At 68.0% G+C, this 20,303-nt stretch carries 21 protein-coding genes; 12 read left to right on the forward strand and 9 right to left on the reverse strand.

Annotated elements, in window-relative coordinates:
* The first annotated feature begins 38 nt into the window (after positions 1–38).
* The 3 genes from ACZ5IQ_RS15060 to ACZ5IQ_RS15070 all read left to right on the forward strand — a co-directional run bounded on the left by ACZ5IQ_RS15060 (position 39) and on the right by ACZ5IQ_RS15070 (position 2,694).
* Positions 39–284, forward strand: a complete 246-nt coding sequence (locus ACZ5IQ_RS15060) for a hypothetical protein (RefSeq protein WP_318985090.1) — start codon at positions 39–41, stop codon at positions 282–284.
* A gap of 138 nt (positions 285–422) precedes the next feature.
* Positions 423–1,307 (forward strand): EamA family transporter, encoded by an 885-nt coding sequence (locus ACZ5IQ_RS15065; RefSeq protein ID WP_318985089.1) that lies wholly within the window; start codon positions 423–425, stop codon positions 1,305–1,307.
* Positions 1,308–1,311: 4 nt separating this feature from the next.
* Complete coding sequence (locus tag ACZ5IQ_RS15070; RefSeq protein WP_464480007.1) at positions 1,312–2,694, forward strand: purine-cytosine permease family protein; 1,383 nt, start codon at positions 1,312–1,314, stop codon at positions 2,692–2,694.
* On the opposite strand, the gene ACZ5IQ_RS15075 is transcribed toward ACZ5IQ_RS15070, so the two are convergent.
* The 7 genes from ACZ5IQ_RS15075 to ACZ5IQ_RS15105 all read right to left on the reverse strand — a co-directional run bounded on the left by ACZ5IQ_RS15075 (position 2,664) and on the right by ACZ5IQ_RS15105 (position 10,480).
* Positions 2,664–3,506, reverse strand: coding sequence for a hypothetical protein (locus ACZ5IQ_RS15075; RefSeq protein WP_464480008.1), 843 nt, complete (start codon positions 3,504–3,506; stop codon positions 2,664–2,666). The genes ACZ5IQ_RS15070 and ACZ5IQ_RS15075 overlap by 31 nt on opposite strands.
* A gap of 98 nt (positions 3,507–3,604) precedes the next feature.
* A complete protein-coding gene (locus ACZ5IQ_RS15080) occupies positions 3,605–4,729 on the reverse strand; it encodes an epoxide hydrolase family protein (RefSeq protein WP_212814817.1) in 1,125 nt (374 codons plus the stop codon).
* Positions 4,730–4,749: 20 nt separating this feature from the next.
* Positions 4,750–5,367, reverse strand: coding sequence for a LutC/YkgG family protein (locus tag ACZ5IQ_RS15085; protein WP_212811469.1), 618 nt, complete (start codon positions 5,365–5,367; stop codon positions 4,750–4,752).
* Positions 5,364–6,830 carry a LutB/LldF family L-lactate oxidation iron-sulfur protein gene (locus ACZ5IQ_RS15090; protein WP_212811468.1) on the reverse strand — a complete coding sequence of 489 codons (1,467 nt, stop codon included), beginning with the start codon at positions 6,828–6,830 and terminating at the stop codon, positions 5,364–5,366. The genes ACZ5IQ_RS15085 and ACZ5IQ_RS15090 overlap by 4 nt, the downstream gene beginning before the upstream one ends.
* Positions 6,827–7,555, reverse strand: a complete 729-nt coding sequence (locus ACZ5IQ_RS15095) for a (Fe-S)-binding protein (RefSeq protein ID WP_212811467.1) — start codon at positions 7,553–7,555, stop codon at positions 6,827–6,829. The genes ACZ5IQ_RS15090 and ACZ5IQ_RS15095 overlap by 4 nt, the downstream gene beginning before the upstream one ends.
* A gap of 15 nt (positions 7,556–7,570) precedes the next feature.
* Positions 7,571–8,953, reverse strand: a complete 1,383-nt coding sequence (locus ACZ5IQ_RS15100; RefSeq protein ID WP_464480009.1) for an aminotransferase class III-fold pyridoxal phosphate-dependent enzyme — start codon at positions 8,951–8,953, stop codon at positions 7,571–7,573.
* Between the two features lie 27 nt (positions 8,954–8,980).
* Complete coding sequence (locus ACZ5IQ_RS15105) at positions 8,981–10,480, reverse strand: CoA-acylating methylmalonate-semialdehyde dehydrogenase (protein ID WP_464480010.1); 1,500 nt, start codon at positions 10,478–10,480, stop codon at positions 8,981–8,983.
* 115 nt (positions 10,481–10,595) lie between these two features.
* Between ACZ5IQ_RS15105 and ACZ5IQ_RS15110 the strand changes: the two genes are divergently transcribed.
* The 5 genes from ACZ5IQ_RS15110 to ACZ5IQ_RS15130 all read left to right on the forward strand — a co-directional run bounded on the left by ACZ5IQ_RS15110 (position 10,596) and on the right by ACZ5IQ_RS15130 (position 15,788).
* A complete protein-coding gene (locus ACZ5IQ_RS15110) occupies positions 10,596–12,221 on the forward strand; it encodes a PucR family transcriptional regulator (RefSeq protein ID WP_464480011.1) in 1,626 nt (541 codons plus the stop codon).
* Positions 12,222–12,234: 13 nt separating this feature from the next.
* Positions 12,235–12,864, forward strand: a complete 630-nt coding sequence (locus ACZ5IQ_RS15115) for a TetR/AcrR family transcriptional regulator (RefSeq protein WP_053856342.1) — start codon at positions 12,235–12,237, stop codon at positions 12,862–12,864.
* Positions 12,865–13,035: 171 nt separating this feature from the next.
* On the forward strand, positions 13,036–14,280 hold the full coding sequence (locus tag ACZ5IQ_RS15120; protein WP_244872553.1) for an LLM class flavin-dependent oxidoreductase: 1,245 nt from the start codon (positions 13,036–13,038) through the stop codon (positions 14,278–14,280).
* Positions 14,277–15,329: an alcohol dehydrogenase catalytic domain-containing protein gene (locus ACZ5IQ_RS15125; RefSeq protein WP_212811463.1), complete on the forward strand. Its 1,053-nt coding sequence runs from the start codon at positions 14,277–14,279 to the stop codon at positions 15,327–15,329. Before ACZ5IQ_RS15120 ends, ACZ5IQ_RS15125 begins: the two co-directional genes overlap by 4 nt.
* A gap of 69 nt (positions 15,330–15,398) precedes the next feature.
* Entirely contained in the window at positions 15,399–15,788 is a 390-nt protein-coding gene (locus ACZ5IQ_RS15130; RefSeq protein ID WP_212811462.1) for a hypothetical protein, read from the forward strand.
* 45 nt (positions 15,789–15,833) lie between these two features.
* Here the strand turns inward: ACZ5IQ_RS15130 and ACZ5IQ_RS15135 are convergent, their stop codons facing one another.
* A complete protein-coding gene (locus ACZ5IQ_RS15135) occupies positions 15,834–16,463 on the reverse strand; it encodes a TetR/AcrR family transcriptional regulator (RefSeq protein WP_212811461.1) in 630 nt (209 codons plus the stop codon).
* A gap of 86 nt (positions 16,464–16,549) precedes the next feature.
* Between ACZ5IQ_RS15135 and ACZ5IQ_RS15140 the strand changes: the two genes are divergently transcribed.
* The 4 genes from ACZ5IQ_RS15140 (at position 16,550) to ACZ5IQ_RS15155 (ending at position 19,569) form a co-directional block, all read left to right on the forward strand.
* Positions 16,550–17,707 carry an acyl-CoA dehydrogenase family protein gene (locus ACZ5IQ_RS15140; RefSeq protein ID WP_212811460.1) on the forward strand — a complete coding sequence of 386 codons (1,158 nt, stop codon included), beginning with the start codon at positions 16,550–16,552 and terminating at the stop codon, positions 17,705–17,707.
* A gap of 107 nt (positions 17,708–17,814) precedes the next feature.
* Complete coding sequence (locus tag ACZ5IQ_RS15145; RefSeq protein ID WP_212811459.1) at positions 17,815–18,165, forward strand: hypothetical protein; 351 nt, start codon at positions 17,815–17,817, stop codon at positions 18,163–18,165.
* Between the two features lie 57 nt (positions 18,166–18,222).
* On the forward strand, positions 18,223–18,648 hold the full coding sequence (locus ACZ5IQ_RS15150; RefSeq protein ID WP_212811458.1) for a hypothetical protein: 426 nt from the start codon (positions 18,223–18,225) through the stop codon (positions 18,646–18,648).
* A gap of 63 nt (positions 18,649–18,711) precedes the next feature.
* A complete protein-coding gene (locus tag ACZ5IQ_RS15155) occupies positions 18,712–19,569 on the forward strand; it encodes an SDR family NAD(P)-dependent oxidoreductase (RefSeq protein WP_212811457.1) in 858 nt (285 codons plus the stop codon).
* A 45-nt stretch (positions 19,570–19,614) separates the two neighbouring features.
* Here the strand turns inward: ACZ5IQ_RS15155 and ACZ5IQ_RS15160 are convergent, their stop codons facing one another.
* Positions 19,615–20,250 carry a TetR/AcrR family transcriptional regulator gene (locus tag ACZ5IQ_RS15160; protein WP_212811456.1) on the reverse strand — a complete coding sequence of 212 codons (636 nt, stop codon included), beginning with the start codon at positions 20,248–20,250 and terminating at the stop codon, positions 19,615–19,617.
* Positions 20,251–20,303 lie beyond the last annotated feature (53 nt).

A 20,303-nucleotide genomic window follows, 5' to 3' on the forward strand; every position in this document is an offset into this window, starting at 1 on the left:
ACACCCCGCAATCATCTGATTGGAGGATCGCGATGAGGATGAAGAAAACAGCTGTCACCACTGCTGTTGCCGGTGCTCTGTTCGCCGGCGCCGCGGGTGTCGGCACAGGCATGGCCACGGCGAGCATGACGCCGCCTCCCGGGCCGACCGTGACGGCACCGCCGGCATGGGCGCCCCCGAAGCCGGCCGAACCGGCGTGGTCGATGGGTAATCCCCAGGTCTGGGATGCCGGATGGAACCACTGGGGCGTCTGGGTGAACGGCACGTTCGTTCCGACGTTCTGATCGGTTCGGTTCTGATCCGGATCACGAAGGAGCCGTTGTTGCAGTCGTTGCAGCAACGGCTTCATTCATGAATTGCGAACGATATGTCCACGATTATCACGTGGACATGAACATTCTGGTTCCCGTTCAATACAACGCATGACCACCGCAGCGGCGCGAAACGGCGCACTCATGACCGTCGCGTCCATGATGTCGGTGCAGCTGGGCGCCGCCCTTGCGGTGAAGCTCATGGACGGCATCGGGCCGGCCGGCGTGGCCTGGCTCCGCCTGGCCTGGGCCGGCACGTTGATGCTGCTGTTCGTCCGGCCGCGGCCGAAGTCGTTCACCCGCTCGGCGTTCCTGTCGTGTGTGCTGCTCGGTATCGCCACCGCCGGCTTCACGGTGCTGTTCATGGTGGCGGTCTCCCGCATTCCGCTCGGCACCGCGAGTGCCCTGGAATACCTCGGCGCGCTTGGCGTCGCAGTGGCCAAGGGGCGCGGACGCGGACGGCTGCTGTTCCCCGCGATGGCGGGCACCGGCGTCGTTCTGCTGACCCAACCGTGGGCTGCTGCCGTCGACCCCGTGGGTGTGCTCGCCGCGCTGGCTTCAGCGGTCTGCCTCGGTGCCTACATCCTGCTGACACAGCGCGTGGGCGACGAGGTCTCCGGCATCACGGGTCTGGCGGTGTCCATGCCGGTGGCCGGGCTGGTCGTCACCATGGTGGCCGGTCCGTCTGTCGTCGGCCATCTGACGCCGCACCTGCTGCTGGCCGGCCTGGGTCTCGCCATCCTGTTGCCGGCCATCCCGTTCACGCTGGAGATGCTGGCCCTCAAGCGCCTCACCGCGGCAGCGTTCGGCACGCTGATGAGCCTCGAACCCGCATTCGCCATGATGCTCGGGCTGATCGTGCTGCATCAGGTGCCGGGGCTGCCCGCCGTCGCCGGTCTCGCACTCGTCGTGCTGGCCGGTGTCGGCGCCGCCCGCAGTGGCGCTCGACCCGTGGCCGGAGCGGACCACCAGGAACCGGTCCTCGTGGTCGAATAGGGGCATGACGCCACCGGCCACCGCGCTCACCGCCTCGCCGTTCACCGGCCGCACCCCCAGCCGGGCCGGGGACCTGTCGGTGGAAACCCATGGCATCGCCCCGGTTCCGGCCGACCGGCGGTACGGCACGCCGGGCCGGTTGTTCACGGTGTGGTTCGCGCCGCAGATCAACATGACGTGCGTCTTCACCGGCGCGATGATCGGCGCGCTCGGTCTGGGGTTCTGGCTGGCGATGCTGGCGATGCTCGTCGGCACGGTGCTCGGGTCGCTGGTCGTCGGCTACCTCTCCACGCTGGGCCCGCGCACCGGTACTGCGCAGCTGCCCGGGGCGCGGCTGGCTTTCGGCGGTTTGATCGCGGTACCTGCTGTGCTGCAATGGCTCTCGTCGGTGGCATGGGACGCACTGGTCGGTCTGTTCGGCGGCGAAGCGCTCGCCGTGCTGCTCGGTATCCCGTTCTGGGCGGCGGTGCTGATCGTGCTGGGCGTGCAGGGCGCGGTCGGGTTCATCGGCTACGAGCTGATCCATCGGCTGCAGGCCGTTCTCACCGTGGTGTTGTTCGTGACGTTCGTCGTGTTCGCGGTCAAACTCGTTGCCGGACACCAGGTTGTGACGCCGGCGACCGCGCACGGCGCCGACCTCGCCGGCGCCTTCGTGCTGGCGGTTACCATTGCCCTGAGCCTGGCCGTGTCGTGGGCCAGCTATGCCGCCGACTTCAGCCGCTACCTCCCGGCGGATTCCGCACCGCGCAAGGTGTTCGGGTTCAGTTTCGCCGGGCTGGCCGCCGCGTACGTGTTCGTCGAGACCATCGGCATCGCCGCGGGCGGTCTCATCACCGACCAGACCGCCGAGGGCGTGCGGTCGGTGATGGGCGGGGGAGCACTGGGTGCCATCGCGCTGGCGGTCATCGCGCTGGCATCGGTCGGCTCGGGCGTGATGAACGACTACAGCGGTTCCCTCGCCCTACAGACGCTGGGCGTCCGCGTACGGCGGCCGATCTCCTCGCTGGTGGTGACGGCGCTGGCGTTCGGCCTCATCCTGTGGCTCCACACCGGCGACACCGCAACGCGATTCACCAATGTGCTGCTCCTGATCAGCTACTGGATTCCCGCCTTCGCGGCCATCGTGATCGTCGACTGGCGCCGCCGCAGCCGCGGCCGGCAGACGGTGGATCCCGCGGCGGAGACGACGCCGCGCGCCGACGCCATTGCCGCGCTCGTCGCGTTCGCGGTGGCCTACGGCGCCGCGATCCCGTTCATGAACACCACGCTGTTGCAAGGGCCCGTCGCCGTGGCGTGGCATGGCGCCGACATCGCGTACTTCGTGAATTTCGTTGTCGCGCTGGTGGTCTACGGCGGCTACCGGCGGTGGCGAGGGTCGCGAGTGTGAGTCCTATGCAGGTGATTTCGCGAAAATCCCTGCATAGGACTCACAGTCGTCAGATCGGGCAGCCGGCCCCCGGTCCAGCCTTCGGCTTCGAGCAATGCGATCCGATCGATATCCCACGACCGCTGCCGGCGGTCCGTCCAATGGTGCACGCCGTCGTACTCGACTGCCACTTTCCACTCGGGCCATCCCATATCGACGCGGATACGGAGGTGACGGAACTCGATCTGCGTTTGTGGCGTCGGTAGACCCGCACCGACTAGAACGAGCCGCAATCTGCTCTCCTGCGGGGACTCCGCACCGCCGTCGACCAGCCCAAGCATGGCTCGCAGTCTCGCTGCACCCGGGACTCCACGGTGTGCCTCGGCGACCGCTGCCACATCGGCCGCCGTGATGCGGGTCGCGTTGAGCACCGCGTCGACAATCGGAATTGCTTGTGGTGCAGGACGAGTGCGGCCGATGTCGAAGGCCGTCCGGGCCGCGGTGGTGACGGTGATGTCACCGACTACGCACAGTTCGCACGCGCCGACAGTCCACGACCGCACGGCGAGCCCAGCCTGAGACCGCCGATTTGCGCGCAAGATCTCCGCGGGGTCGCTTGGGTCCAACCATTTTGTGCCGAGCACCGCGGCTGCAGACAATCCGCACAGCGGCGCACCGCTCGCGAGCCAAGCGGCTTGTGCTCGGAGCTTCGCCGTCAGTTCGATATCGCGCGGTAGGTATACATCGCGGAATATCGACCGGTAATCGCGGGCCAGATCATGTCTGGTGAGCGCTCCCCGGCGTACTTCCTGACTTCCGATGAAAGGTTGCATGGCCACACCGTCGGTGGCGACACCGACGAATGTGAGTGCTGTGCACCCATAACTGGCTGCTTCTGTGCATAGACCTCACACTGGGAATAACTCAGTCGTCAGCGCACCGTCGCGAAGAACGCGCGCACGTCGTCGACGAACAACTCGGGCTGCTCGAATGCCGCAAAGTGGCCACCGCGCGGCATCGTGGTCCAGTGGGTGATGTTGTAGCCGGTCTCGCACCAGGACCGTGGCGCCCGCAGGATCTCCTTCGGGAACGACGCGACACCGGTGGGCAGCTCGACCTTCTTCTGGCCACCGCCGAACACCCGGAAGCTCTCCCAGTACAGCCGCGCCGATGACGCCCCGGTGGCCGTCGCCCAGTAGATCATCACGTCGTCGAGCATCTCGTCGCGACTCAGCGCGCTCTGCACGTCACCGTCATGGTCGGTCCACGACCAGAACTTCTCCACGATCCACGCCAGTTGCGCCACCGGTGAGTCGACCAGGCCGTAGCCGATCGTCTGCGGACGCGTGGACTGCTGCTTGGCATAGCCGGAATCGACGTCCTGGTAACGCTTCAGCGCCGCCAGCGCGTTCTGTTCCTCGGCCGTGAACTCCGTCGTGCCGGCGGCGGGGCGGCCCATGGGCATGTTGGTGTGAATGGCGATGCAATGACCCACGTTTCGCCCGATCTGGGTGGTGACCGCCGCACCCCAGTCGCCGCCCTGCGCGCCGTAACGGGTGTAGCCGAGTCGCACCATGAGCTCGTCCCACGCCCGCGCGGTCCGCTCGACGCCCCAGCCGGTGGCGGCTGGTTTGCCCGAGAAGCCGTAGCCGGGCAGCGACGGACACACCACGTGGAAGGCGTCTTCGGCCCGTCCGCCGTGCGCGGTCGGATCGGTCAGCGGGCCGATGACCTTCTGGAACTCGGCGATCGACCCGGGCCAGCCGTGCGTGATGACCAGCGGCAGCGCATCGGGGTGCGGTGACCGCTGATGGATGAAATGGATGTCCAAACCGTCGATTTCGGTGACGTACTGATCGAACCGGTTCAGCGCGGCCTCGCGGGCCCGCCAGTCGTAGCCATTGGCCCAGTAGTCGGCGAGGGCGCGCGTGTAGCGCAGCGGAATGCCCTGGCTCCAGTCGTCGACGCACTCGGGTTCCGGCCACCGGGTGTTGGCCAGACGATGGCGCAGATCCTCCAGCACGGCGTCGGGCACGGCAATCTGAAACGGTGCAATGTCAGTCACAGGATCCATTCTTACCTCGCGGCCCCGATGATCACGACGTCGAGGGTCCGTGGACCGTGCACACCCTCGACACGCTGCAGTTCGATGTCGCTCGTCGCGCTCGGCCCGGAGATGAAGGTCAGCGGGCGTGACGGGTCGAGCGCCGCGAAGGCCTGCGGCACGGTGTCGACGATCTGGTCGGCCCGGATGACGCAAATGTGATGGTCGGGCACCAGCGTCAGCGCGCGGCGGCCCTGTGCCGCACCGGCATCCAGCACGATGGTTCCGGTTGCCGCGATCCCGAGGGCGCAGCCCGTCACCACCGCAGCGACGCTGTCCAGTACCTCGAGGCCGACGGGTGGGTCGTCGACGATGGTGTGGCTGCCTGTCACCCAGTCGGGCGGCAGGTCCGCGGGAACGACGGCGGTCCCGCTGCCGACGAGAGCGCTGATGGTCGGGGCGACCGCGTCTGGCCCGACGCGGTGAACGCGCGCCCGGTAGTCGGCCACCGCCTCGGCGAACCGGTCGACGTCACCAGGGCCGGTCAGCGGCTGCCGGTCATAGTCGCGTGGCACGCGTACCTCGGCCGGCGGGGCCGATCCGAGTGCGGTGCGGATGCGCTCGAGTATCACTGCCCGCGCGTCGGTCATTGTTCGCCGCTCCGGTTGCGGGCCCACCACTGCCGGAACGTCTCGGTGGGCGGTGCCGGAACATCCCGGCTCGCAGTCCATTTCGATGCCGGCCAGGGCAGCCTGCTGATGCGGTGATCTTTCCCTGCTACCAGTCGTCCTATCCCGAGTGCCTTCTCGGCCAATCCGAACCGCGCCGCGGAACCCATGGCCCAGCCCGCGGCTTTCATCGCCAGGTCCTGTCCGCCGGGCAGCCCGCCACGTTCTGAATCGACCTGCACCGCACGCAGATGCACCAGGATCGACGGGATGTCGATGCGCACGGGGCAGGCCTCGAAGCAGGCGCCGCACAACGACGACGCGTACGGCAGGCTCGCGTTCGGGTCGTCGTGGCCGGTGGTCCCGGTCAGCAGGGGACTGAGGATCGCGCCGATGGGCCCCGGGTACACCGAGCCGTAGGCGTGCCCGCCGGTGCGTTCGTAGACCGGGCAGACGTTCAGGCACGCACTGCACCGAATGCAGTGCAGCGCAGCACGTCCCACTTCGTCGGCGAGGACGCGCGTCCGGCCGTTGTCGAGCAGCACCAGATGGAACCGCTGCGGGCCGTCGCCGGGGTGCACGCCCGTCCACATCGAGGTGTACGGGTTCATCCGCTCGGCGGTCGACGACCGCGGCAGCAGTTGCATGAACACGTCGAGATCGGTGAAGCGCGGGATCACCTTCTCGATGCCCATGACGGTGATCAGGGTTTCGGGCAGGGTCAGGCACATCCGCCCGTTGCCCTCGGATTCGACGACCGCCAGGGTCCCGGTCTCGGCCACCCCGAAGTTGGCGCCGCTGACGGCGACCTTGGCGGACAGGAACTTTCGCCGCAGATGCGCGCGGGCGGCCATGGCCAGCACGCGGGGCTCGTCGGTGAGTTCGCCGGCGCCGGGCATTTCGCGTTCGAAGATGTCCCGGATCTCCGCGCGGTTGCGATGGATCGCCGGAACCAGGATGTGACTCGGTTTGTCGTGTCCGAGTTGAACGATCAGCTCGGCCAGATCGGTTTCGATGGGCGTGATGCCCTCGGCCTCCAGGTACTCGTTGAGCCCGATCTCCTGCGTGGCCATCGACTTCACCTTGACGACCTCGTTGCTGCCGGTTCCCCGGATCAGCTCGGCGACAATGCGATTCGCTTCGTCGGCGTCGCGCGCCCAGTGCACGGTGCCGCCACGCGCTGTGACATTGGCTTCGAGCTGCTCCAGTAACTCCGGCAACCGCGCCAGCACATCCTGTTTCAGGGCACTGCCGGCGGCCCGCAGCTGCTCCCAGTCATCGCATTCGGCAATGGCGGCAAGGCGTTTGGCGCGGATGGTGCCGGTGGCATGGCCGATGTTGCGGCGGAGTTGCGCGTCGCCGAGCGCGGTGCGCGCGGCAGCCGGGAAGCTCTGGTCGCCACGGAGATTCCCCACGCCCGGCTGCCCGAGAAACACCGCGGTCATGGTGTGGCCGCCAGGATTTCAGCCAGGTGCACGGTGCGGACGTCGCTGCCGATCCGACTCAGTCCGCCGCCGATGTGCATGAGGCACGATGCGTCACCTGCCGTGCACACCGCGGCGCCCGTCGTCGCGATGTTCGCCATCTTGTCTTCGAGCATCGCGGTGGACACGTCGGCGTTCTTCACGGCGAAGGTGCCCCCGAAGCCGCAACAGGATTCGGCCTGCGGCAGTTCGACGAGCGTCAGGCCGCGGACGTTGCGCAGCAATCGCAGCGGCTTGTCACCGACACCCAGCAGCCGCAGCGAGTGACACGTCGGGTGGTAGGTGACGCGGTGCGGGTAGTAGGCGCCGACGTCGTCGACGCCGAGCACGTCGACCAGGAACTCGCAGAGTTCGAAGGTGTGCGCCGCAACCGATTCGGCGCGCGCCGCGAGCTCGGTGTCGCCGGCGCGGTGCGCCACCATCGCGTGCTGGTGACGCACCGACCCGACACACGATCCCGACGGCGCCACCACGGCATCGAATCCGCTGAAGGCGTCCACGTGGTTGCGCACCAAGGACACGGCTTCACGCAGGTAGCCCGTGTTGACGTGCATCTGGCCGCAGCAGGTCTGCCCGGCCGGGAACTCCACCTCGTGCCCGAGCCGCTCCAGCAGCCGCACCGTGGCGATGGCGGCAGCCGGGAACATGGCATCGGCCAGGCAGGTCGCGAACAGCGCTATCCGCACCGGCCGACAGTACCCCTACTGGGCGTACTGGTCCGCCACGTCGAGGGCGCGGTCCAGGATTTCCAGTCCGGCCCGGACCTCGTCGTCGGTGGCATTGCACGGCGGCACCACATGGATGCGGTTGAAGTTGGTGAACGGCATGAGGCCGTTCTCCTTGCAGAACGCGATGACGGTGTTCATCGCGGCACTGCTGCCACCGTAGGGCGCCAGCGGCTCCCGCGTTTCGCGGTCCTTGACCAGTTCGACGGCCCAGAACACACCCGCGCCGCGGACCTCACCGACACTGCGGTGCCGCTGCGCCATATCCCGCAGGGCCGGCCCGATGATGTCCGCACCGAGGTGGGCGGCGTTCTCGACGATGCCTTCGTCGCGCATCGCGTTGATGGTCGCGACGGCGGCCGCCGTCGCCAGAGGGTGCCCGGAGTAGGTCAGGCCACCCGGGTAGGCGCGCTCGGCGAAGGTCTGGAAGATGGCGTCGCTGATCGCGACACCACCCAGCGGCACATAGCCGGAGTTGACGCCCTTGGCGAACGTCAGCAGGTCCGGAATGACATCGAAGTGGTTGATGGCGAACCATTTTCCGGATCGGCCGAAGCCCGACATGACCTCGTCGGCGATCATCACGATGCCGTACTCGTCGCACAGTGCGCGCACCCCGGCCAGGTAGCCCGGCGGCGGCACCATGATGCCGGCGGTGCCCGGGATGGACTCCAGGACGATGGCCGCGATGGTCGAGGCGCCCTCGAGCTCGATGACGCGCCGCAGCTCGTCGAGGGCCCGAGCGGATTCCTGCTCCTCGGTCTCGGCGTGGAACACCGAGCGGTACAGGAACGGGCCGTTGAAGTGGACGACGCCGGCGGCGCCGCGGTCGTTGGCGAACCGTCGCGGGTCGCCGGTCAGGTTGATCGCGAGGTCGGTGCCGCCGTGGTAGGCGCGGTAGCGGGCCAGCACCTTGTGTTTGCCGGTGTGCAGCCGCGCCATGCGGACGGCGTGCTCGTTGGCGTCGGCGCCGCCGTTGGTGAAGAAGATGTGGTTCAGGTCGCCGGGGGTCAGCTCGGCGATCAGCCGCGCCGCCTCGGATCGGGCGGCGTTGGCGTGCTGCGGTGCGATGGTGCACAGCTTGGCGGCCTGTTCCTGAATCGCGGCAACGACTTTCGGGTGCTGGTGGCCGATGTTGGTGTTGACCAGCTGCGAGGAGAAGTCGAGCAGCCGGTTGCCGTCGCCGTCCCAGAAGTAGCTGCCTTCGGCCGCCGTGATCGTCATGGGGTTGAGCGCGCCCTGGGCCGACCACGAGTGGAAGACGTGGGCGCGGTCGAGGGCGTAGGCGCGCTCGGCTTCGGCGCGCATCGAGTCGATGGTGTGTCCGACGGGCAGGACGTGGTCCGCGGCGAGGGTCATGTCAGGTCCTCTATCTGGTTCGCGCGATCAGTTGTTTTCCGGGAAGCCCAGGTTGATGCCACCGTGGCTGGGGTCGGCCCAGCGCTGGGTGACGGCCTTGGCGCGGGTGAAGAACTGGACGCCCTCGGGGCCGTAGGCGTGGGTGTCGCCGAACAGCGAGGCCTTCCAGCCGCCGAAGCTGAAGAACGCCATGGGAACCGGGATCGGGACGTTGATGCCGACCATGCCGACCTCGACCTCGTTCTGGAACCGGCGGGCCGCGCCACCGTCGTTGGTGAAGATCGCGGTGCCGTTGCCGTAGGGGTTGTTGTTGATCAGTTCCAATGCCTCGTCGTAGGTTTCGACGCGCACGACCGACAGCACGGGGCCGAAGATCTCGTCGGTGTAGACGCTCATCTCGGGGGTGACGTTGTCGAGCAGCGTCGGGCCGAGCCAGAAGCCGTCTTCGGCGCCCTCGACGGTGAGGTTGCGGCCGTCGAGCACGACCTTGGCGCCCTCGGCCTCGCCGGCGTCGATGTAGGCGGCGACCTTGTCGCGGTGCACCTTGGTGATCAGCGGGCCCATGTCGGAGTCCTTGGCGCCGTCACCGGTCTTGATGGCGGCGGCACGCTCGACGATCTTGGCGACGAGGTCGTCGGCGATCGGACCGACCGCGACGCAGGCCGAGATGGCCATGCAGCGCTCACCGGCCGAGCCGAAGCCGGCGTTGACCATGCTGTCGGCGGCCAGATCGAGGTCGGCGTCGGGCAGGATCACGGCGTGGTTCTTGGCGCCGCCGAGGGCCTGCACGCGCTTGCCGGAGGCGGTGGCGGTCCGGTAGACGTACTGCGCGATCGGCGTGGAGCCGACGAACGAGACGGCCTTGATGGCGGGGTTGGTCAGCAGCTCGTCGACGGCGGTCTTGTCGCCCTGCAGGACGTTGAAGACGCCGTCGGGCAGGCCGGCTTCCTTCCACAGTTCGGCCATCCACAGCGAGGACGACGGGTCCTTCTCGGACGGCTTGACGACGACGGTGTTGCCGGCGGCGATGGCGATGGGGAAGAACCACATCGGCACCATGGCGGGGAAGTTGAACGGCGCGATGATGGCGACGGGGCCGAGGGCCTGCCGGATGTTGTAGACGTCGACGTTGGTGGAGGCGTTCTCGGCGTAGCCGCCCTTGAGCAGATGCGGGATGCCACAGGCGAATTCGACGACCTCGATGCCGCGGGCGACCTCACCCATGGCGTCGGAGAGCACCTTGCCGTGCTCGGCGGTGATGATCGCGGCGAGCTCTTCGCGGCGGGCGTTGAGCAGCTCGCGGAAGGCGAACAGCGTCTGCACGCGCTTGGTGATCGAGGTGTCGCGCCAGGCCGGGAAGGCGGCGACGGCGGCGTTGATGACGGCCTGCGCGTCCTCGACGCTGGCCAGCGCGACCTGGCCGGTGACCTGGCCGGTGGCCGGGTTGGTGACCGGTGCCGACTGTCCCGAGGATCCGGTGAAGACGTCGTTGTTGATCCAGTGCGAGATGGTCTGCGAGGTGGTCATCGTCGAGATTGGCCTTCCGGGTCGGGGCGGGGTGTGCACTCAGCTTGCCGCGGCGGAACCCCTGAATTGGCCGACAATCTGTATCAAGTTCGACCGCTCGATTTACACTTTGTAAATGCCCACCGTTGCCGAGATCGTCGCCCTGCCGGTCATTCAGCAGGGCGAGCCCGAGATTCTCTGCGCCACCGGATTCGACCGGCCGATCCGCTGGGTCCACGTCAGTGACGTCCCGGACCTCTCGGAAGTCCTGCAGGGCGGTGAGCTGGTGCTGACGACCGGTGCCGCGCTGCGGGCCGCGCCGCTGGAGTACCTGCGGTCGGTGGCTGCCGCGCAGGCCGTCGGCGTCGTCGTCGAACTGGGCGCCGGGGCCGTGCCGCTGCCCGTCAACGTCGGCGCGATCGCGGAAGAACTCGGGCTGGCCCTGGTGGCGGTGCGCCGGGTGATCAAGTTCGTCGAGGTGACCGAACAGGTGCACCGCGTGATCGTCGCCGACCAGTACCAGGAGGTCGATTTCGCGCGGCAGACGCACGAGGTGTTCACCGACCTGAGCATGCGCCGGGCGACGCCCGCCGGGATCGCCGAGGCGGCGGCGAATCTGCTCGGCGCGCCCGTCGTCCTCGAGGACCTCACCCACCAGGCGATCGCGGTGGCGACGGCCGGGCGCCCGACCTCAGATGTGTTGCGGGACTGGCAACGTCGGTCCCGCCAGCACGAGACCGGGGCCGAACGGACCGACGACTGGGTGATCAGCGAGGTGGGACGCGGCGAGGATGCGTGGGGCCGTCTGATCGCGCTGAGTCCCTCGGACGACGTGGCGGGCAGGTTCACGATGGTGCTGGAGCGGGCGTCGCAGGCGCTGGTGCTGCACCGGATGGCCGAGCGCGGCCGCACCGACATCGAACATCAGGCGCAGGCCGGTCTACTGGAAGACGTTGCGCGCGAACGTATCCGGTTCGAGGATGAGGCGACAGCGCGCGCCTTCGCGCTGGGCCTGCGTCCGGCGGCGCAGTACCTGCCCGCAACGCTGCGGATCGCAAGCTGGGCCGCGCAGGATGGTTCCGACACCGACCCGGTATCCGAACAACGCCGCAGCGCACGCCTGCTCGACGTGGTCACCCGGTCGGTGAAGGCGTTGGGGCACACCGGATTGTTCTCACTGCGCGGTCCCGGCGAGATCGCCATGGTCCTGTCGCTCAACACGCGCGCAGGCGGCGCGCTGGAGCCACTGGGCCGCGCACTGCGACGCGACGCCGAACGTGCCGTCGACGCTCACGGCCTGGTACTGGGCATCGGTTCGCCGGCGGCGGGCCTGATCGACGCGATTCACCGCATCACCGATGCTGCCCATGTCGCCGAGGCGGCGCTGTCGCTGCCCGCGTCGCAACGGGTCTGCTTCCGGGTCGCCGACATCAGGCTGCGCGGGCTGCTGTCGATGCTGCGGACCGACCCGCGGGTGCAGCGATTCGCCGAGGGGGAGCTGCGCGCGCTGATCTTGCACGACATGGAGACGGGTGAGGGCCTGCTCGACGTCTTGCGCGGCCACCTCGAACTCGGCGGCAACAAGTCGGCGCTCGCGTCGCGGCTGCATCTGAGCCGCCCGTCGCTCTATGCGAAGCTCAGCCGCATCGAGCAGATCCTCGACGTCGACCTCGCCGACGGTGAGTCGGCGACCTCCCTGCACGTGGCGTTGCTGATCCTGGAGACACGCAACGCTTTCGGTGGCGCCGGCGCACCGCTGTGACATGCTTCTGACCGTGTCGGGCACATCGCAGAACCGCCAGGGCAATGCCACCCGCGCCAAGTTGGTGAAGACGGCCGAGAAGCTCTTCGCCGAGCAGGGCGTGGACGCCGTCTCGGTGCGCTCGGTCAATGCGGCGGCGGGCCTCGGCGCCGCCTCGGTGCACTACCACTTCGGTTCCAAGGATGAGCTGCTGCGCGCGGTGGTGCTCGACCTCGGCGCCGCGGTGGGCTCGGCCATCCAGGCGAATGTCGATGTGCTGGCAGCGGATTCGGCCGCGCCGTCGCCCGACGCATTGGTCCGCGCCGTCACCGCACCCTATCTCGATCTGCTCCGGCGCCAGCGCACTCGCGGTATGCGCTGGATCAAGATCATGGCCCAGATCACCCAGGCCGGCCCGGCCGACGAGAACATCGAGCCCAAGCTGCGCGTCGCCCTGCTGGCACAGGTGCGGCGGGCCTTCCCGAACGCCGACGAGGCCCGGCTCGAGGCCCGCTGGGCGGTGTCGATCATGGGCTTCGTGCAGGGCCTGAGCCGCGCCGACGAATGGGACCGCGCCAAGCTGTCGGCCCCGGCCCTGGAAGCGTTCTACGAAGACCTCGTGACGTTCGTCGTCGGCGGCACCGAGCGCCTCTTGAATTCTTAACCGCGAGCGGCCGTGTCTGTACGGCAACACGCCGCAATCTGCGTGCATTTTCGTCGCACTCGTGGCTGACGAGCGCGCCCATATTTCTGGATCACTTGATCCAATCGAGTGATCGGATTACAGTCGGCCGGGCAAGCCGAGACAGCCCTCACCGAGAATCAGGAGACCACCGTGAGCAGCGTTGCCCAGTGGAGCCCGACGTCCATGAAGTTCGGGGCGTTCCTCGCCCCGTACCATCCGCTCGATGCCGACCCGGCGTTGCAATTGCGCCGCGACATCGACCTGATGACGCATCTGGACCACCTCGGTTTCGAAGAGGCCTGGATGGGGGAGCACCACTCCACCGGCGCCGAGATCGTCCCGGCGCCTGACGTTTTCATCGCCGCCGCGGCCGAGCGCACCGAGCGCATCCGCTTCGGCACCGGGGTGATGTCGCTGCCGTACCACCACCCGCTGATCACCGCGGACCGCATCACACAGCTGGACCTGCAGACCCGCGGCCGGCTGATCGTCGGAACCGGCCCGGGCAAGATCCCGCTCGACGCGCACATGATGGGCATCACCACCACCAACCAGCGCCGCATGCAGGGCGAGGCGCTGGAAGCCGTCCTGCGTCTGCTGCGCGGTGAGGTGGTCAACATGGAGACCGACTGGTTCACCCTGCGCGACGCCCGCGCCCAGCTGCCCACCTACAACCCGGCCGGCATTGAGGTGGCCACCGCCTCGACCATCTCGCCCAACGGCTCGGTACTGGCCGGCAAGCACGGATTGTCGCTGCTGTCGCTGGCCGCGAGCTCGCAGGCCGGCTACGAGTCGCTCGACCGCAACTGGGGTGTGTACGAACAGGTTTCGGCCGAGAACGGCCATGTCGCCGACCGGTCGACATGGCGTCTGGTCAACCCGATGTTCATCGCCGAGACGCGCGAGGAAGCCGAGCGCGCCGTCAGCCGCCGCATTCACGCCATCGCCGAATACGTCAACCGGCAGCAGAACATCAACCCGGATTGGGCGCAGACCCCGGCCGGCATCATCGACTACTGGCGCACCGAATCGCTCGGCGAGTTCGGTCAGGCGATCATCGGCACGCCCGAGGACGCCATCGCGCAGATCGATCGCCTGATCGAGAAGACCGGCGGCTTCGGCACCCTGCTGATCATGCACGTCGACCTGGCCGACTGGGAGAACACCAAGCGCAGCTACGAGCTGTTCGCCTCGGAGGTCATCCCGCACTTCCGCCGCCGCAACGCCGGCCGTCAGGCCAGCCTGCAGTTCGCGCAGGACAACTCAGAGGTGCTCATCGGCAACCTCGTGGGCGCGATCACCAAGGCCTACACCGACTACTACGGGCAGCCGACCGATCTGCCCGCCACCCCGGCGCCCGCCAACGAACTCAACACCGCAGGAGCACACGCATGAGGGCAGCACAGTTCATCGACGGCCAGTTCACCGTGACGGACGTGCCGGAGCCGCCGGCCACCGGTCCGGGCCAGCTGCGCATCAAGGTGGCCGCGTGCGGCATCTGCGGCAGCGACCTGAGCATGTCCAAGGACCCGTGCCGGTTCGTGTCCGTCGCAGCCGGGGCGGGCTTCCCGTTCGCGGTCTTCGACGCCACCCGTCCGGTGGTGCTGGGGCATGAATGGGCGGGCGTCGTCGTCGAAACCGGCGAGGGCGTCGAGGATTTCCAGGTCGACGACCGCGTCACGGGCCTCGGCATCACCACCGAGCAGAACGGGATGCCGACGATCATCGGCTACTCGAACGACTACCACGGGGCGTTCGGCGAGTACATCGTCGTCGACGCCTTCTGGGTGCGGCATGTGCCCGACGGCCTCTCGCTCGAACACGCGTCCCTGGCCGAACCGCTGCACGTCGGCGAGATGCACATGCAGCAGTCGGGGCTGACGCCCGCGGACACCGCGCTGGTGATCGGCTGCGGCTCGATCGGTCTGGGCACGATCCTGGCCGCGAAAGCCGCAGGCGCGCACCTCGTCCTCGCCTCCGAGCCGTCGCCGAAGCGGCGCGAGCTCGCCGCGAAGATGGGCGCCGACATCGTCGTCGACCCCACCGAACAGGACCCGATCGACGTCTACAACGAGTTGCTGGGCAGCGGCAAGACCGGCGGTGGCCTGTTGATCGCCTATGAGTGCAGCGGCCGGGTCGGCACGCTCAATACCCTGACCCACACACTGCCGTGGGGGTCGCGCATCCAGGTGGTGGCATCGCCGTTCGCGGAGGAGACCATCATCCCGGTGGTCGCGCAGATGCGACAGATCGCGATCAACTTCGGGCACGGCCCGTACGAGCAGGCCTACGAAAAGGCGCTGGGCCGGCTGGCGGCGGGGGAGATCGACGCCGAGGCACTGATCACCGGACGCACCGGGCTCGACGGCATTGCGGACGCGTTCACCGCGCTGCGGAATCCGGACGAGCACGTCAAGATCCTGGTACTGCCGTCTCGGTCGTGAGCAGCGTTACCGACGTGTAGCCGTGTCGATCACGGGACAGGCGGGCCCGGGTGCGGCACAGTTAACTGTATGGCCGGTCAAATGATTCCGAAGCCCAGCGACCTGAAGGCTGCGGCTCAGTCCGCGGTCGATGCCGCCCAGTCCGCCGTCGAGATGACGCAGGCGGTGGCCAGCGGTGCCATGCGCATCCCGCCGGCCTCCGTCCAGCTCGCCGCCCAGGTGCCCGATCTCATCGAGAACCTGGCGGTGGCCACCGAGCGGCTCAACGCGACGATCGACCGCACCGAGCGGGTCATGGCCATGGCCGATCCCATGTTCCGGACGCTCGACGCCCTGCTGCCGCAACTCGAAGCCCTGGTGAACACCGGCAACGAGGTGTTCCGGCTGCTGTCGAACATCCCCGGGGTGTCGCGGCTGAACCCCTTCGGCGGCGGACCCAAACCCCCGCAAGACAGGTGATTTGTGCACGATTTTCCGCGCCGGCCGCGGAAAATCGTGCACAAATCACGGTAGGGCGTTGAAGCGGATGGCCAATCCGTCGATGAACGCAGTCAGGGCCAGCTCGAAACCGGCCGTGTCGATCTGGTCGGCCTTGCCACGCAGCAGATGTGCCTGGCCCATGTGCGGGTAGCGGTCGCGGTAGACCTGCACGTCGTCGGTGAATCCACGTGAGAAGGAGCCGACGGTCGAACCGAGCACCAGTGACCGGGTGGCGGCACCGATCAAGGTCGCTTCCCGCGGTGGCCAGCCGGCGCCGACCAGGCCGCCGTGGACGGCGTCGGCGATCCGGAGGCTGACATCGCGACGGCCCGGCCCGGTCGCCAGGTAGGGCACGAGATTCGGGTGGGCGGCCAGCGCGGCGCGGTGGGAGCGGGCCCACGCCGCCAGCGCGTCCTGCCAGTCATCGCCGCGGTCGAACCCGGAGGTGTCGATTTCCCCGGCGACCCGACTCGCGACGGCGTCGAGCACGTCGTCCTTGGTGGGGTAGTGCTTGTACAGCGACGACGCCTGCACGCCGAGTTCGGCGGCCAGCTTGCGCATCGACAATTCGGCGAGGCCATCGCGATCGATCAAGTCCAGAGCGGTGTCACGGATGAGTTCGCGGTTGAGCAGCGGTACGCGGGGCCTGCCCATCTGCTTCTCCCTTGAATTAGCGAACATTGTTAGCTTATGGTGACGGCAACAAGCTAACACTGTTCACCACTTTTGAGGAGTTGTCTGTGAAACGCGAGGTCTACAGCGAAGAGCACGAGGATTACCGGGCCATGATCCGGGCCTTCGTCGAGGCCGAGGTGAGTCCGGTCTACGACGAGTGGTTCGAGAAGGGCCTCGTGCCGCGCGAGTTCTACTACAAGCTCGGCGAACTCGGCATCTTCGGCGCGGAAATCCCGGAGGAGTACGGCGGCGAGGGTCTGACCTCGTACAAGTTCCAGGCGATCCTCACCGAGGAACTGGCCCGCGCCGCGGTGTCGTTCGGCGGCTCCAGCGTGCACGTCGGTCTGTGTCTGCCCTACATCCGCGACATCGGCAACGAAGAGCAGAAGAAGCGCTGGTTCCCCGGCATGCTCAGCGGCGAGATCATGTTCGCCATCGCGATGACCGAGCCCGGCACCGGTTCCGATCTGGCCGGAATGCGCACCACCGCAAAGCTTTCCGAGGACGGCACCCACTACGTCCTCAACGGCTCCAAGACCTTCATCACCGGCGGTGTGCACGCCGACCGCGTGATCGTCTGCGCGCGCACGTCGGCCCCCAAGGAAGACGATCGCCGCTTCGGCATCTCGCTGCTGGTGGTCGACACCAAGCTGGAGGGCTACTCGGTCGGCCGCAAGCTCGACAAGCTGGGCCTGCGCTGCTCGGACACCGCCGAGCTCAACTTCACCGACGTCAAGGTCCCGGTCGAGGACATCCTCGGCGAGCCCGACCAGGGCTTCAACTACCTCGGCCAGAACCTGCCGCGCGAGCGGCTGGGCATCGCCGTCAGCGCCTACGCGCAGGCCAAGGCCGCGGTCCGGTTCGCCGTGCAGTACACCAAGGATCGCACCGTGTTCGGCAAGCCGGTCGCCTCGTTCCAGAACACCAAGTTCGAGCTCGCCGCCTGCCAGGCCGACGTCGACGCGATGGAAGCTGTCGTCGACCGGGCCATGGAAGCGCACGACCTCGATGAGCTGTCCGCCGCCGACGCCGCCAAGGCCAAACTGTTCTGCACCGATGCGGCCGCGCGCGTGATCGACCGCTGCCTGCAGCTGCACGGCGGCTACGGCTACATCAACGAGTACCCGATCGCCCGGCTGTACGCCGACAACCGCGTCGGCCGCATCTACGGCGGTACCAGTGAGGTCATGAAGATGATCATCGCGAAGGACATGGGGCTCTAAAAGCGCTGTCGCAGTGTGCGAAGGCGCCCGTCGGAGTAACTTGATTCCCGGGCGCCTTCTGCATTTTCGGGCCTGTCGAGGTGCCCGAATCGAGGGAACGACGCAAAGTGGCAGCCCCACGACACCACGTGCACGTGTGCGACCATCCGCTCACGCGGGGTCAGGCGCGCCGGCTCAGTCGGCGCTTCGCCGTCGCGGGAGTGCAGATCGAGCCCGGGCGCCTGCAGGAGATCGCGGCGGGCGCGGCAACCGTCGGCGACGAACACATCGATGTCGCGTTCGCCATGGTCGCCATCAGCTACGTCGCGGACCGTCGCATCGCGAAGTTGACGCGCATTCGCCGCCGGATGGGCCGCTGGCTGCTGGTGGGTGCGATGATCGTATTGAGTCTGTGTCTGCTCATCAGCTTGGCCATGGCCATCTTGACGCTGATGCAGCCGACGTTCACGGGGGTCTGAGGAGTCGAGATCGAGAACGTACTGACGCGCTGGGCGATCGGGGTCATCGCCTTCGCGATGATCGTCGTCGCTGCCGTGCTGCCGTGGTACACCGCCCACAACGACCATGGGCACGGTTCCATGAGCGGCTGGGGAATCTGGGACATCACCGGGAACCTGGGCGCCGCGTTGCGGCCGCTGCCCTTCGCCGTGCTGATCCTGCTCGCGGCCGGCACGATGATCGTCGCCGCGGTGCGCGCCATGTTCGGCACCGCGCTGGCCGCGGCCATCGCCTGCTTCGTGGTCAGTCTGCTGCCGTTGATGACGGGCGGCGCGGTCGACCGGCGGCTGGCCGGAAGTGATTCCGTCGCAGTGGTTCTCGGTCAGGCGGTCACGCCGATGATCGTCATCGGCTTCGTGGCCTGCGTGGTGAGCTGGATCGGATATGCGCGGTGCGTGCTGCGCGCGGCGCCGAGAGCCGAGGTCGAGGTCCAGCCGGCCTGACCGGCATTCCACTGATCGGACGTTCGGGCCGTCCGGGCCCGCGCCCTGCGATTTACTTCGGCCATGGGTGCACAGGAACTGTTCGGTGGTGGGATCGCGGTCATCACGGGTGCCGGCTCGGGCATCGGGGCCGGACTGGCCAGGTACGCCGCCGAGCTCGGGATGACGACGGTGCTCGCCGACGTCGACGCCGCCGCGGTCGCCGCCCTGCGCGATGAACTGTCCGCTGCCGGTGCAACCGCCGTCGACGCGGTGTGCGATGTCCGCGATGCCGAGGCCGTGCAGGCCCTGGCCGACCGGGTCAACCGCGAGATCGGGCCGGTGCGCCTGCTGGTGAACAACGCCGGCATCGAGCAGTTCGGGTACTTGTGGGATACCCCGGTCGCCAATTGGGAGCGCGTCATGGACATCAACGTCAGCGGCGTCTTCCACGGCGTACGGGCCTTCCTGCCCGCCATGCTGGCGTCCGACGAACCCGCGTGGGTGTGGAACATGTCGTCCGTCGGTGGCGTGTCGACGGTGCAGCTGCAGGCGCCGTACATCGTCAGCAAGCACGCCGTGCTCGCACTCACCGAGTGCCTGCGCGTCGAGGTCGAGCTCGCCGGCCACGACGACCACGTCACCGTGCAGGCGGTGCTGCCCGGACCGGTGCAATCCAACATCTTCACGGCGGCCGGCGGTGTCGACAGTGGAAGCGGGGACGCCGCCGACGCCTCAGAGTCCGAGCGCGCGGCGATGCACCAACTCTCTGCCATGGACCCGCTCACCGCGGCCGCGGCCATCTTCGACCAGTCGGCGGCCGGCGGCTTCTATCTGACCACCCACCCCGACGCCGTCGCCGGCGCCATGGCCGAACGCGCCCGCGTCCTCAGCGAGCAGGCGATCCCCAAGCTGCGCACCCGCCGGTTCGCCACCAAGTGATTTGTGCACGATTTTCCGCGCTCGCCGCGGATTTTCGTGCACAAATCACCCCAGTGAGGCGAGGAGCGCGGCCAGTCCGTACTCGAACACCGCGTCGTAGTCGGTCGGCGAGCGCAGGGCGTCGACCAGTTTCTGATCCGGCCAATCGTCGCCCCACAGTGAGGGGTCCTCTTCCTCGTGCTCGCCGCTGCGGATGGCCGAAAACTGCATCAGCGCAGACGAAATCACGTGTACCTCGATGGACCGCAAGGCCAGGGCCGCCTGATTGCCGGTGATCCCCAGTGCGGCAAGTTCGGCGGCGAGGGTCTGCTGCACCGGCTGGAACAGTGATGGCGTCCGGTCGCGTTCGTGCGCGATCGCCATCAGGTGCTGGCGTTCGATGAGCGCGGTGCGCTGTGCGCGGGCCAGGGATGCGATGCGATCGGCCGGCGTGTCGCCGGTGGCGGGCAGGCTCGCCATCACCTCGATCAGCCGGTCGATCAGGTGGTCGAACAGCTTGTCCCGGCCGCCGACGTGCCAGTAGATCGAGGTGACGGCGACGCCGAGATGCTCGGACAGGCTGCGCATGGAGAAGCCCTCGACACCGTCGCGTTCCAGCAGCGCCGCGGCGGTATCCAGAATGAGTTGAGCGTCAACAGGTTTCGACGGACCATCGGACCCGCGCTGGGTTGCCTCAGCCATGACCACCTCCTTCAGCCTTGCCGAACACCTAATCACACCAGGGCTGCGTCCAG

It is taken from the genome of Mycobacterium toneyamaense, assembly GCF_055384815.1.

Coding starts and splice junctions, on each gene's coding strand:
- ACZ5IQ_RS15070 (WP_464480007.1), top strand. CDS start 1,312: ATGACGCCACCGGCCACCGCGCTCACCGCCTCGCCGTTCACCGGCCGC.
- ACZ5IQ_RS15105 (WP_464480010.1), bottom strand. CDS start 10,480: ATGACCACCTCGCAGACCATCTCGCACTGGATCAACAACGACGTCTTC.
- ACZ5IQ_RS15150 (WP_212811458.1), top strand. CDS start 18,223: ATGATCGTCGTCGCTGCCGTGCTGCCGTGGTACACCGCCCACAACGAC.
- ACZ5IQ_RS15090 (WP_212811468.1), bottom strand. CDS start 6,830: ATGACCGCGGTGTTTCTCGGGCAGCCGGGCGTGGGGAATCTCCGTGGC.
- ACZ5IQ_RS15100 (WP_464480009.1), bottom strand. CDS start 8,953: ATGACCCTCGCCGCGGACCACGTCCTGCCCGTCGGACACACCATCGAC.
- ACZ5IQ_RS15155 (WP_212811457.1), top strand. CDS start 18,712: ATGGGTGCACAGGAACTGTTCGGTGGTGGGATCGCGGTCATCACGGGT.
- ACZ5IQ_RS15075 (WP_464480008.1), bottom strand. CDS start 3,506: ATGCAACCTTTCATCGGAAGTCAGGAAGTACGCCGGGGAGCGCTCACC.
- ACZ5IQ_RS15130 (WP_212811462.1), top strand. CDS start 15,399: ATGGCCGGTCAAATGATTCCGAAGCCCAGCGACCTGAAGGCTGCGGCT.
- ACZ5IQ_RS15110 (WP_464480011.1), top strand. CDS start 10,596: ATGCCCACCGTTGCCGAGATCGTCGCCCTGCCGGTCATTCAGCAGGGC.
- ACZ5IQ_RS15065 (WP_318985089.1), top strand. CDS start 423: ATGACCACCGCAGCGGCGCGAAACGGCGCACTCATGACCGTCGCGTCC.
- ACZ5IQ_RS15160 (WP_212811456.1), bottom strand. CDS start 20,250: ATGGCTGAGGCAACCCAGCGCGGGTCCGATGGTCCGTCGAAACCTGTT.
- ACZ5IQ_RS15135 (WP_212811461.1), bottom strand. CDS start 16,463: ATGGGCAGGCCCCGCGTACCGCTGCTCAACCGCGAACTCATCCGTGAC.
- ACZ5IQ_RS15060 (WP_318985090.1), top strand. CDS start 39: ATGAAGAAAACAGCTGTCACCACTGCTGTTGCCGGTGCTCTGTTCGCC.
- ACZ5IQ_RS15085 (WP_212811469.1), bottom strand. CDS start 5,367: ATGACCGACGCGCGGGCAGTGATACTCGAGCGCATCCGCACCGCACTC.
- ACZ5IQ_RS15125 (WP_212811463.1), top strand. CDS start 14,277: ATGAGGGCAGCACAGTTCATCGACGGCCAGTTCACCGTGACGGACGTG.